Raw genomic sequence first — 13,062 nt, 5'->3', positions numbered from 1 at the left:
TCTCTAGTATTATTTTTTGTAACAGATATCGTTCCGTTCACAAAATAGAGATGGCCTGCCGGACATCAGACACGAAAACGGAATCCAAGCATGACACTGACCGCGCGTATTCTCTTGCTGGGTTTTACGGCGCTTACGCCAGGCCTTGCTCTGGCGCAGGCCCTGCCGAGCGGGGGGAGTTTTACTGCAGGCAGTGGCAGCATTGCGAGCGCTGGCACTGCCATGACGGTAACGCAGAGCACGGCACGCGGCGTCATCAACTGGCAGGGGTTTTCCATCGCTTCTGGCCATTCGGTGCAGTTCGAGAATGGCAGCGGTGCCACCCTGAACAGGGTGACGGGCGCACAGATGTCCGAGCTTCAGGGGCATCTTGGCGCCACGGGCTCGCTCTATCTCATCAATCCCAATGGCATCGTGATTGGTCCCAAAGGTACAGTCGCCACAGGTGGCAGCTTCGTCGCCTCGACCCGTGACACAACCGACAGAGCTTTCATGAAGGGGGGCAGCCTCGCCTTCTCCGGCAACTCGTCGGGCACGGTCAGGAATGAGGGCAGGATCACCAGCACGAATGGCAATGTCGTGCTGGTTGGGCAATCGGTCAGCAATAGCGGCACGGTGAATGCGGCCAATGGCACGGTGGCGCTTGCTGCGGGCAACAAGGTGATCCTGAGCGAGGCAGAGGGCCCTGACGGGATCTATGTCGAGACCGATGCCACTGCCAAGGGCGATGTGACCAATACGGGCCACATCCAGGCAGCAGCGGCCACGCTTGCAGCTGCGGGGGGCAATGTCTATGCGCTGGCAGGTAATCGCGACCGGCTGATCCAGGCCACCGGCACCAGAACGGTCAATGGACAGATCTGGCTCACCGCCCCTCAGGGCAAGGTGACGGTCGAGGATACGACTGTCATTGCCACTACCCGGGACGGTGCAGGCGGTACGATCCGGGCCAATGGACATGAGGTTGGCCTCGGCAGTCGTGCCGTACTCGATGCCTCTGCCACGAAGTCGGGTAAGCAGGGCGGCCATGTTCTGGTGGGCACGGATGCCATGGGCGGGGTCAATCTCGCCACACGCACGACCATTGCCAGTGGTGCGACGCTCAAAGCCCGCGGCAAGGATAATGGTGCGGGCGGTGACATCGAGACCTCGGCGCATACGATGGAGCTGGGTAACGCCACGATCGATGCAGGCACAGGCGGGCAGTGGCTCCTCGATCCTACTGACCTGACCATCGATGCCAACGCGGCCGCCACGATCAACAACACGCTGGCCTCTGGCAACAATGTCACCCAGCAGACCACCGCCAACGCGGCTAGCGGCTACGGTACAAGCTCTGGCAGTAACGGGGATATCATCCTCAATGCGCCGATCTCGTGGAGCACAGCCAGCACGCTGACCCTGAGTGCGTATCATAGCATCACACTCAATGCCGGGATTACCGTCACCGGCAATGGCACGCTGGCTTTGGTCACGAATAATAATAGTGGTGGCACCAGCAGCGGCGGTACACTGGCCCTGAACGGCAGTGCCATTCAGTTTCCCAACCGAAATACCACCGCCAATACCGGTGGCGCAGTGACCATCAATGGCAATGCCTATACCCTGATCGCCAGCACGAATGATCTGCAAGATATCGGGACCAGCGGGTATTACGCCCTTGCCCATCCCCTCGATGCCAGCGCTGTGTCGAACTTTACCCCCCTCGGCGGATCGAACGGCTTTGCCGGCGATTTCAACGGCCTCGGCAATACCATCTCCAATCTGACCATCTCTTCGAACGCAAAATATGTGGGCCTGTTCGGGCAGGTCGCCTCAGGCGGCACGATCGAAAATATTGGTATGATCGAAGAAAGCGCGACTGGATCAGCCTCAAACTCTAATGTTGGCACAATAGCTGGCTCTAATTATGGTTTGGTAAGTCATGTCTACGCGACCGGAGCCGACAATACTGGCGTCTCCTCCTCGAGTATCGGCGGACTAATAGGCTACAATCAAGGTACGATCAGCAATGCATATTCAACCGGATCGGTCTCGGCCTCAGGCAATGGTAGCAACATCGGCGGGCTAGTCGGTACAAATTACGGTACGATCAACAACACCTACGCGACTACAATCGTTTCCGGCACCGCTTCCGATGCAGGCGGGCTCGTCGGTTATAATCTTACAACGATCAGCAACGCGTACTCGACTGGGTCAGTATCGAGTGTGGCCGCCTTCAGCGGTGGATTTGTTGGTTATAATTTTGGTGAAATTAGCGGAAACTTCTGGGATGTGTCGTCTAGCAGAATGCCCGGAGGCGTGGGGGGGGGTGGCGGATCTGGCCTGACGGGCCTAACGACGGCACAGTTACAATCCTCCCTTCCTGTCGGGTTCAGCGCTCTGACATGGAGCAATGCAGGGAACCGAACGACGCCGTATCTTCTGGGTCTGAGTGGCAACCAAGTGTTCAGTGTCAACGACACTGCCGCGAATCTCTACACGGTTGTGCTCAACCTCCCCCAGCTCCAGGCCATGCAGAATAATCTGGCCGGGCGCTACGTGCTTGGCAACGCGGTCGACGCCTCAGGATATACGGGATTTACTCCTATCGGATCCGGCAACTCCCCATTCACCGGAACGCTCGACGGCCTAGGTTACACAGTAAACAATCTCGTCATCTCGTCAGGCGCGTATAGTGTCGGTCTTATAGGACAGCTCGGCACTGATACTAATGTCGGAAATACCAACGGCGTCATAAAAAATATCGGCATGCTTGGCGGGAGCATTTCAGGCACAGGCAGGAGTGTCGGTGGCCTGGTCGGCGCTAACCTCGGCTCGATCAGCCACGCCTACGCCACCGGAAACGTCTCAGCCTCAAGCGCAGATAGCTCTGTGGGCGGTTTGGTGGGCTGGAATGACGGCGGCACCATCGACAACGCATATGCTACAGGCAAAGTCACAGGTACAGCCGAGATTAGCGCTATCGGTGGTCTGGTGGGCTGGAACGACGGCGGCACCATCATCAATGCCTACGCTACAGGCAGTGTCACCGGCACAGCAGAAGGTAGCGCTATCGGCGGCTTGCTGGGTGCGAACAATGACAGTCTGATCACTAACGTTTACGGCACTGGCAACGTCTCCAGCACAGGCGCAAACAGCTATATAGGCGGCCTGGCGGGTTATCAGCGGGGGCAAACCACTATCAGTAATGCCTATTGGGACACGACGACGACTAGCCAGACCCTGGGTGTAGGGGCCGGGAGTGCAGGCGGCGCAACAGGCCTGACAACGAATGAATGGCTGACAAAGGGGCCGTTGGCGAATGGAAACTTAAACGGCTTTACGGATCTGTCGGCCTGGATTTCCGGGTCTCCTTACCCTGTGCTGTCTGCTCTGCCTTATATTGTGATCAAGTCCAATGGTGCGACGCAGGTCTATGGATCAAGTGTCATTAGCGCCTCCGGCATAACCTATACGGACCAGAGTGGCGCCGACGTTAACGGCAGGATCAATGGCACGATCACTTGGCAAAATGCAGTCCTCTCAAAAACTAGCAATGCTGGCTCCAGAGGGGCTATCTATGGCACGGGTGTGACGGCTGATGGCTATCAGGTCACCTACGCTCCAGCCTTTGATGGCATCAATACAAATACGATCACGCCCGCCCCACTCACGATCACGGCCCTCAACCAGAACGGCGTCTACGGCCAGACGCCGATGCTCGGCAGCACGGCCTTCGCGACTAGTGGTCTCGTCAATGGTGACACTGTGACGGGCGCCACGCTGACCTCAGGCGCCACTAGTGCAAGCCCTGCGGGGAGCTATGCGATTGCTGTATCGAATGCGGTCGGAACGGGACTGGCCAATTATGCCATTCTTTACCGCTCCGCCCTACTGACGATTTCTGCGCCAGCGCCTGTTGTGCCTGAGCCCGTGACGCCCACCCCCGTTACCCCGGCGCCTGTCGCGCCTGTCGCGCCTGAGCCCGTGACACCTGCGCCTATTATTCCAATGCCGGTTACCCCGTCGCCTGCCGTACCTGAGCCCGTCACACCCGCGCCCGTAACACCTCCAGCTTCTGTTGTGGCGCTTGCCAGAATTTTCTGGCCCACGCCGGTTTCGGCACAGGCCAATATCAGCTTCAGCGGGGCGAATAACCGCGCCAGCATTCCGATCGCAGTTTCATCTTCAAACAGTTTAGCAAGTTCCACCCCCTTCCCCGAACAGATCATCCTTGCAGGCGGTCGATCAGCCTATCGCATTACCCTGCCCGCCACCTCTGTTACCAACCAGCTCCGGAAAGCACAGTAATGCGCCCGATCATTCTGTCGGGCCGCGCGCTCGTCCTTCTTCCGCTCCTGGCCCTGCCACATGACGCGCACGCCCAGGCCTATAGTCGCCTAGCGCCCAAACAGCCCGTGGCGCCGGTCATGCCACCCCGCGTCATCCCGCCGGGTCGGGAGAATAATCCCCTGCCCCAGTCGGCCTCCCTCGTGACGTCCTCCCTCAAGGGGCTGGTCTTCGTCTCCCGCAGCCAGGATGTGCAGGTGGCCGGGGTTGCGGTCGATAAAACGGGTATCACCTCTTCCGGCCTGCCCCTGATTGCGGATAGAGCGCTGCAGGCCGCACTCTACGCCCGACTGGGCAAGCCCGTGACGTTCGACGATCTCAACACCATCGCCCGCCAGGTCGATACGCTCTATCGCCGCAAGGGACATCCATTCGTTACCCTCACCATCCCGCCCCAGAATGTCAGTAACGGAATCATCCAGATCCTGGTCACCGAATATCGCCTCGGCGCCGTCAGGACGCAGGGTAATCGCTGGTTTTCCGACGACCTTATCCGACAGGAAAGCGGTCTGGTTCCGGAACAGACCCTGACACTGGCAGGGGTGCAGGACGATCTCGACCGGCTCAACAGCAATCCGTTTCGCAGTACCGATGCCGTGTTTGCTCCGGGCCAGGCCCAGGGCACCACAGACGTCATTCTCCAGACAAGGGATCGTCTGCCGCTCCATGTCTATGGCTCCTATGACAATGCCGGCGTGCCCGTGCTCGGCCAATCCGAATGGGCGCTGGGCGGCACCTGGGGCAATGTTGCAGGTCTGGACCAGACCCTTTCCTATCAGTTCACCCATGCCGCCAGCGATCGCTATAGCGGCCATGCCCTGACATGGACCGCCCCCCTGCCATGGCGGGACAGGCTTCAGGTCTTTGGCTCCTATGCCTGGCAGAAGCCCGATCTCGGGGCCGATAACCGCGATATGGGACAGACCGGCCATAGCGGACAGGCCAGCCTGCGCTATATCCATGATCTGCCCACCCTGTCGCTCGGCAGGAAGATGCGTCTGATCCAGGACATTCAGATCGGTTTCGACTTCAAGACCACCAACAACACCCTCGAATTCGGCGGCATCAGCGTTTTCGACAGCCAGGCCGAGGTGGCCCAGTTCCCTATCGTCTATAACGCCGCCATGAACGATCCCTGGGGGCAGACCACCTTCCAGAACCAGCTGATCTCCAGCCCGGGCGGCATGACAGGGGCCAATCGTCGCAGGAATTTCAATGTGCTCGTGCCTAGCGCCAATGATCGTTACGTTTTCGATGCGATAAGCCTGACACGCACCACATGGCTGCCGGGCGGGCTCTCCTGGATACTTCAGGCCACAGGTCAGGTTTCAAGCACCAATCTGATGTACAGCAACCAGCTTGCGCTTGGCGGGCTCTATACCTCGCGCGGTTATTATACTGACACGGCTCTGGGAAGTGAGGGCGTGAGCGTCACCAACGAAATCCGCTCGCCTGCCTTCAGCCTGCTCGACCCGCTCGGTCTACGCTCGACCCTGCGTGACAGTGAGCAGATCGGCGTGTTCTACGATTATGGCCACGTCACCCAGGTCAAACCCATTCCCAATCTGAGCAATGAGACCGACCTTTCCAGCATCGGTCTCGATCTGCACAGTGCGATGGGGCGCTACGCCACTCTCACCTTCAACGTCGGCTGGCGTTTGCGTGGCCTTTCCGGTTCCTTGCGGCAGAGCCTCTACGGCAACAAGGGCGCTTTCGGAAACATGTCGCTGACCGTCGGTTATTAAGGGCGCAGCGCTGTTTCAGCAGGCGTGGGTGAAATGCGGTTCATTTGCCTCTCGCTCTGACAACAGGAGAGTCAGTGCGAGGGAGTCTTCGCTAGGTTTGTAACATATAGCCAGAACATAACGAATGCGGCGAGGCATTCAGCGTATCAGGACACGGTCTAGCATCTGTCGTCGCGCGTAGTGACGGGGCTCCGGCCCCTGGAGCGTCCTGATATGATCTCGATCCGAATGTAGCACCGGTATTTGCCTTAGTCATAACTTACGAGCATCGTGCGGGATCTACGTCTCATATTGCAGGGTATGCCCTCCTACACCTTCAGTCCGCCTCTGAAACAGTCGCTGTCATAGCTGCGATCACATATAAGCCATTCCGACGCAGGAAGACTGTCGATTCAGGCCACCGCTTCCGTTTAATCGTTGATCGGCCCTGCCGTCATGAAGAAGTTAACCAACTGACCATTGCTATCTGTTAGCGCGTACTACCTCGGGTTTATGCCAACTTTCAAACGCCTGATCAGGCTGCCCACATCCTTTTTCTGATCCGCAGGCTGGACGCAGCGCGGTGCGTCTTCAGATAGGTCGCATCGATCACGGTCGTCTGATAGACTGACCAGCGAGCGGCCAGGCCGATCATCATGCCGACGAAAACCGGGCGGCCTCCCAGCGCTTCCTGCGAGCGTAGAACGTCTTGGGCGGACCATATCTGCGATGCGTCACGCCAACGCAGCTTGTTGCGGTTCACGAAAATGATCCCCGTTAACACGCGCAGATCATCGACGCGTGATCTGCCATGGTACTTCTGAAAGAGCGGCTTCAGACGAGCTATCTTCTCGGCCCTTAGCCAATACAGATTGCTCGCCCTCAGTCTCATCGCAGAGGCTAATTCCGGTTTTACCGTCCGAGCCAATAGCTTTAGAGCCTAGTCGAGAAATATATCCATCACCGATGAAACGATCGCATTATACAAATAAACGGAGAGATATATGCTTTTTCCGTCTATCACCAAAACGCCTGGAGATTGTATTTTTCTCGCAAACTCCCCAATAGAAATGGACTCTACACGGTATAGCGCCCTATCGGGCTTGATATTGCCTACGATATTTTTCGCTTTTATGGCCCCTCTGCCGGCATCCCACAAAACAGCTTTCTTTATGCTCTCTTCCGGGAAGTCATGTACGATCTGTATCGACGAAGACGTCTTTCGATCCTGGTCGTAAGGAACAAAGCTGGCACCTTCTCCTTTCTGTATATAATCAAGCTGTCTTTGCGTGGCATAGGCCGTGATCCGGCTTTTACCAGGGGCTACCAGAACGGCAATTTTCTGGTGCCGCGCGATCAGGTTGCCCTTTCGTATCGAATCGGAAACGTCGCGCAGAACGCCACTAAAGGGCGCACGCAAGGTCAGGCTCGCTTCACGTTCATTCGCTTTTTCGAGGGCAGCGAGCGCAGCCGCTTTATGGGCGATACTATCATTCAGGGATTGGAGACCGACGGAGTTGCGCATGAGCTGCGTGGTAATGTCAGACCAGTATCTCAGCTCAGCTCGGGCATGGACGATATCTCTCGCAATTGCATCATCGTGCAGCACGAGGATCGGCTCTCCCTTGGCGACGGGCATCCCTTCGGTTCCGACATACGCTATGGTGCCGTGCTCGCGACTTGTCAATTCGGTCTCTTCCAAAGCCTCCATGACAGCGGGGAGATGGATTGCAGACGGCAGAGGCAGAAAGAGGGCAAGCAGCAGTAGCATGCAAAGCCCCAGAAACCGGGCACGCCCATGGTGGGGTGCCTGCGTAAACGAACGCGCCCAGATGTGGGCTTCACGCATGATAGGCATGATGATGAAGACCCCTATCTCAATCGCCATAAGTACGAGACCAAGCGCCTCGAAAGTGGCATGGTAAACGAGCAGAGCGATGCCGAAGAACAGGAAGAAACGATAAATCCATGTACTGAAAGCCCAGCAAGCGACCAGCGGTTTTTTATGCGTCGGAAGCTCACCCGGCTCACGATCGGCTGTTACGTCTCCGAATACCGCGCGACGCAGTATCCATCGCGAATAAGCGAAGGCACGTTCCTGTAGATTTTCAGTTCCGATCAGATCTGAGAAAATATAATAGCCGTCGAACCGCATGAGTGGATTGAGATTGACGGTCAGCGCCATTACCCAGCTCGATGCGGCAAGAGCCAGCGCTGCTTCGCGCGCGGTTCCATCCGGAAGGACGATCCACAACCACGCCGCCAAGCTGCCCAGAAAAAGCTCTGCGGTCATTCCGGCAATATCGATGGCTATCCGCGCACGCGGCGATGTCAGACGCCACGCATTGGTTGTATTGGTCCAGAGCACCGGACAAAGCACCAAAAGCGCGAGGCCCATTGACGGAACACGACAACCGAGGCGCTTGGCCGCAAGGCCGTGTCCGATCTCATGCATGATTTTTGACAGGAAATATGCGCAGCCAACGAGGGCAAAGCCGCGCCACGACCAAAGGTCGCCAATATCATGAACGAACATATCCCATTGCTGCGTGATAACGCAGAGGGCGCTGATGCCGAGTCCGGCGATTATCAACCATACCCTTCGGCCCGTCATGAAGCGCAGCCTGGCCTCCCACCTGCCGAGTAAGGCATCTGGATTACACAGCGTGACTGAAATGAAGAGATAGTGGTGAATCAGCCATTTCACCGGGTTGGAGCGCTTACGCGCCAGAATTTCGACGAACTGCCGCGTGTGGTCTGCTGTGTTGGGCAGGGTTAGTCGCGCACCTATCAGGAATTTTCGCAATCGTTCTATATCATCCGGACTAACACGGATCGCTGTCTCAGACCGCATGGCATCGGCGATGCGACTGGCATCGGCGAGATGCCAGCGGTTCAACGCCTCGATATCGTACCAGGGCAGTTTGATGTAGCGATGGGCAACGGGATCATAGAGGATCCACGTCGGATGACCATTCTCAGGCTGGCCGGGTAGAAGCTGCAAATCCTCCCTTAGCAACGGCCAGGCAGATTGCGTGGTCGGAGACATCACAGCCACGGGCGGATGACCTGCCACGGCCTACGAAAGATCCATAGGGCCAGCAGCGTACGTGGGCCAACGATCTTACCCGTTCCCTCGTCACCCAGATGCGCCTCGTTATCGAGATCAGCCCGGAACTCGTAGACCGATGACATATCGCCAAGTTGTTTGGGGGCATACGCGTGACTGATTAGCTGCCCATGTACAGGATGCTCGGGCCGACTGTTGTTGTAAAAGACCACCGGAGCGCTATCCGCGACATGCCAAAGCCCATCGGGCGCAATTGCGATCTTGAGCATCCTCGATCTGCGTGGCGCGACAACCAGTATTTTCTCACCCGTCTGGGCGGGCTTGCCAGTCCAGGCAAGGCGGTCGGCAAACAGGGCTATGCCATCGATGGGGGCCCGGATGACAGTTTTTTCGAGGAGAGAGGCCTGATATGTCACATCGGCTTTCGCGGATTCGATTTTGTCCTGAAGAGGGCCGATTTCAGTGCGAGCCTTGACGTCGTCAACGCCGGACTCCAGCGCTTCCTGATACTGAGTTTCGGCCACGGCCAGGCTTTCCCGCGCCACGGAAAGTGCATTCTGGATCTGCGCCCGGTCCAGCTCGATCAGCACCTGTCCTTTTTTCACTGGCTGGTTAGGGTCGACCTTGAGATCCAGCACTACGCTCTCGAAAGGGGCCACAAGCTGAGCAGGCTCGGAAGGAATGATTTCGGCACGTCCAATCATGGAGCTGTGGACAGGAAAACAACCAAGGGCGAGTAAACCTATACCGGCAATCATGACCGACCGCCTGACCCGCGGCACCTTGCGGGGCTGAGCCTGCACGCAGAATAATGCCTGGCCGATGGCGGGGCCTATACGCTGCAGAATGGCCAGTTCGTGGCCGTCGCTAAAAGCCGTATGTCGGCCGAGGAGTAGTATTCCTAGCTCATGACCATTCCATTCGAGAGGCAGGGAGAGGAAAAACGGGGGCAGAATATCTGCATTGTCGGCCCCACCCGCCAACGCATCACGCTCATGGCTCTCAGGCTGCTTCGACAAGAAACTGCCGGAAACCGCTTTGAGCCAGCGGGCAAAGGTACCATCAGGGTCAAAATCGGGAGTTCCAGATACGGCGCGCAGCTCGCGTGTGCGATCCTCAAAGAAAGCTGCATGTGAGTACTGCACGACATTACGCGTCTCGTTGACCATAACGAACGACAACGTCTCCCTGTCATGCGCCGACCTGAGCCTGTCTGAGAAAGCGATAAATCGTGCGAGGGTTTCTGCCTGCCGATGGCGATCCTGTGGCGTGAAAAGCTCAGAAATTGGCGTCACCTGTCATTCCGGGAAGTAGCCCGGGATGCTCCGATGTGATCGCCGCATACACCCTGATGGTCCTGCTGACCGGATCAGCGGCACCCGAGATACGCGAAAGAACCGCGTCGTAGGTCTTGCCTGTCTCGTCGATCGTCACGTGAAACGCCGTGCCGGTCTTGTGTGTGGTCAAAAGACGCGCCGGAATCAGAAAGGAGATTTCGAGATGCGAAGGATCAACGATACTGATCATCGGTCCACCAAGCGTCAGAAACTGATCGCGGTGCACGGCGATTTCTGACACCGTGCCATCGAAGGGAGCCACAACCGAGCAATAGGATAGGGCCGCCTGGGTTACACCCAGATCAGCCTGTGCCGCGGCAAGATCGGCTCGGGTCGTCTGATAATCTGCGTTGGACCAGCTCTGCAGCTTGCGCAGATTGTTCTGTGTTTCGACGAGCGAACGGTATTTCTGCACTTCCGCCTGCGCATGCAGATTCTGGCTCTGCGCCATCAGGCAATCAAACCCGACCAGCAAATCACCCTTGTGAAAGCTGTCGCCATCCCTGAACGGCAGCGTGGTAACCCGACCTGCCATCGGAGATGAAATCTTCGCACTTTCTGTGGCCAGAATCTGAACCGTATAGTGGTGCTGCGTGTCGCCGGAAAAAGACGTGCTCGCTCCGGCGCTTGTGCCAGGAACAACCGGTAAGCTCGCGACCCCTGGCAGGGGCGCTTGGGGCAGGCCAGGCGCGTTGCCTGACGCCGGGGCCATCGTGTCAGCCTGCCCCGCGCTGGGCAGACCAAGGACTATCGCTGCCAGCAATAGGCAGGTGCAGGGAGATTTATACGGCATGATCTTCCATCATCTTTCGCGTGTTTAAAGTGGCGCTTTTTCAGGCATGCGATGCAGCAGTGATCTGAGACAGGGTTTGGCCACCGGTTACAGGCGCCAGCCTGGGCGGATTACTTTGGGGGGCTCCGGCGTCATGGCTGTCGATCGGCGGAGGCGCCGCCGGTGCGTGGATGATCTGTGCAGGCGTGGCCGAGCCAGCCGCTGAGTTGTTTGCAAGCGTCATGTCAGGAAGAACGCCGCTCTTCCATGCAGTGATAGAGCGCGCGACCTGCGCTGTGAGGTGATCGATATGGCTCAGATCAGCATTGGCAGGCACGATATCGAGACCGACGGAATTATAGAGGTTGGCCAGAGCCCCGTGTGTCTGGGCAAGAGTACGGGCATAATCGACCTCAGCAATGAGACCAGCCATTTCGTGACGGATCATGTCCGCACCCGATTGCGCACCAGCCTGTGTGGCGCGTGTTGCGACGGTTTCCATCTGCTTGCCGATATCGTCGGTCTGTCGCGCCGAAGCAAGCATATCCAGACTATTGAGATATTGCTGCGCGCTCAGGTTGGTTTCGGCAATGAGTGATACCGAGAGCGCCATCTGACGCGCACGCGAGGCATCAATGGCGCTGTGTGCCACTGCAATTGCTCTTGGTCCCCTGATCAGATTCATCAGGTTGAAGGTCGCCCGTACGCCTACCTGCCCCCAAACATTATTGTAGAGCAGTTTGTTGGTATCGTAATTCTCGCTGCCCAATGCCCCCACGCCCGGCGACATGCGCACGATCTGAGCATAAATATCCTGCCGGCTGATTTTTTGCTGATAGCTTTCTTCGCGCAGCTCGGGCCGCATCACCAGTGTAATTTCTTCCAGTTTCGCCATGTCCTGTATGGGGCGCGCCGTCAGCACCTCATCCGATGTGATCAGCGTAACAGGCGTGCCTGGAGCAACGTTGATGAAAGAACGCAACTGGATCTGGGCAGATACCAGATCATTGCGCATCTGATACAGCTGACGTAACAGCTGCATCACGTTCTGCTGGTAATCGAGCAGGATCAAAGGGTTCTGCAAATGCGCATCTGCAGCGTGTTTTGAATTATCGAGCATGACACGCGCATCAGCGATCATAGGATCGATTTTCGGCAGAATGGCCTGCGCTGCACGAGCACGCCAGTAAACTTCAGCGGTATTGCGCACGAGCGTATTGATGGCGCGACGGCGGCGTTCCACAGCAATCAGGGCACGATATCCCTGCTGACGTGCCTGAAAATAGCTTACTCCGATATCGGTCAGATCCCATGAGAACTGGACATCTGCCGTGCCATGGGTGGGAACTTCGGAATAAGAATAATCGAGCGAACGCTGATTGGTAAATTCATCTATACTTTCTGCGGCATTGTTGTTGTTTCGGGTGGTATAGCCTGCATCAGCGGCCAATTGCGGCAGCATGTTCGTCAGCGAGAGATCAAGCTGCTTTTCCTGCTGGGTGATCTCGAGCTTCGCGACCTCGATCTGATAATTATAGGCCAGAGCTCGGGCTATGGCTTGCTCCAACGATAATTCGGGGGTTGCAAGCGGCACGTAATGCTTCTGTATTTCACTACGATCATTCACCGCACGCGTGATATTTTCGTTCATCGTCATTGGTTGCGGACGGATGCCGCAGGCCGTGAGGGATACAAGCCCTATGACAGCGGTGCCGCTACGGAACAGGGTTTTCAGACGCATTGTTTTCCTCGGAGTGAAAAGAGTTTGTTTGTGAGCCGCCCGGCACCGCCGGGAGCAAAAAATACGGCCCCCGCGCTTTAAGCGGA

The 13,062-nt window shown here is 57.3% G+C and carries 6 protein-coding genes and 1 pseudogene; 2 read left to right on the top strand and 5 right to left on the bottom strand.

Features of this window, described 5'->3' with window-relative positions:
- The first annotated feature begins 90 nt into the window (after window positions 1-90).
- Window positions 91-4,293 carry a beta strand repeat-containing protein gene (locus tag IEV53_RS08795; RefSeq protein WP_188426417.1) on the top strand — a complete coding sequence of 1,401 codons (4,203 nt, stop codon included), beginning with the start codon at window positions 91-93 and terminating at the stop codon, window positions 4,291-4,293.
- The gene (locus IEV53_RS08790; protein ID WP_188426416.1) at window positions 4,293-6,077 is read left to right on the top strand and encodes a ShlB/FhaC/HecB family hemolysin secretion/activation protein; all 1,785 of its coding nucleotides are present in this window, start codon (window positions 4,293-4,295) and stop codon (window positions 6,075-6,077) included. Before IEV53_RS08795 ends, IEV53_RS08790 begins: the two co-directional genes overlap by 1 nt.
- Before the next feature lie 71 nt (window positions 6,078-6,148).
- On the opposite strand, the pseudogene IEV53_RS08785 reads toward IEV53_RS08790, so the two are convergent.
- The 5 genes and pseudogenes from IEV53_RS08785 to IEV53_RS08765 all read right to left on the bottom strand — a co-directional run bounded on the left by IEV53_RS08785 (window position 6,149) and on the right by IEV53_RS08765 (window position 12,976).
- Window positions 6,149-6,948, bottom strand: a pseudogene (locus IEV53_RS08785) (IS5 family transposase).
- Window positions 6,949-6,996: 48 nt separating this feature from the next.
- Entirely contained in the window at window positions 6,997-9,132 is a 2,136-nt protein-coding gene (locus IEV53_RS08780; RefSeq protein ID WP_188426415.1) for an HlyD family efflux transporter periplasmic adaptor subunit, read from the bottom strand.
- On the bottom strand, window positions 9,105-10,421 hold the full coding sequence (locus tag IEV53_RS08775; RefSeq protein WP_188426414.1) for an efflux RND transporter periplasmic adaptor subunit: 1,317 nt from the start codon (window positions 10,419-10,421) through the stop codon (window positions 9,105-9,107). Before IEV53_RS08775 ends, IEV53_RS08780 begins: the two co-directional genes overlap by 28 nt.
- Window positions 10,405-11,256, bottom strand: a complete 852-nt coding sequence (locus IEV53_RS08770) for an efflux RND transporter periplasmic adaptor subunit (RefSeq protein ID WP_188426413.1) — start codon at window positions 11,254-11,256, stop codon at window positions 10,405-10,407. The genes IEV53_RS08775 and IEV53_RS08770 overlap by 17 nt, the downstream gene beginning before the upstream one ends.
- 40 nt (window positions 11,257-11,296) lie before the next feature.
- Complete coding sequence (locus IEV53_RS08765) at window positions 11,297-12,976, bottom strand: TolC family protein (RefSeq protein ID WP_188426412.1); 1,680 nt, start codon at window positions 12,974-12,976, stop codon at window positions 11,297-11,299.
- Window positions 12,977-13,062: the final 86 nt, after the last annotated feature.

Source organism: Asaia siamensis (assembly GCF_014635085.1).
Classification (GTDB): domain Bacteria; phylum Pseudomonadota; class Alphaproteobacteria; order Acetobacterales; family Acetobacteraceae; genus Asaia; species Asaia siamensis.
This window is presented reverse-complemented; position numbering and strand designations above follow the sequence as displayed.

Excerpts from the sequence above, each read along its gene's own strand:
- IEV53_RS08795 (WP_188426417.1), top strand. The coding sequence starts at position 91 with ATGACACTGACCGCGCGTATTCTCTTGCTGGGTTTTACGGCGCTTACG.
- IEV53_RS08790 (WP_188426416.1), top strand. The coding sequence starts at position 4,293 with ATGCGCCCGATCATTCTGTCGGGCCGCGCGCTCGTCCTTCTTCCGCTC.
- IEV53_RS08770 (WP_188426413.1), bottom strand. The coding sequence starts at position 11,256 with ATGCCGTATAAATCTCCCTGCACCTGCCTATTGCTGGCAGCGATAGTC.
- IEV53_RS08765 (WP_188426412.1), bottom strand. The coding sequence starts at position 12,976 with ATGCGTCTGAAAACCCTGTTCCGTAGCGGCACCGCTGTCATAGGGCTT.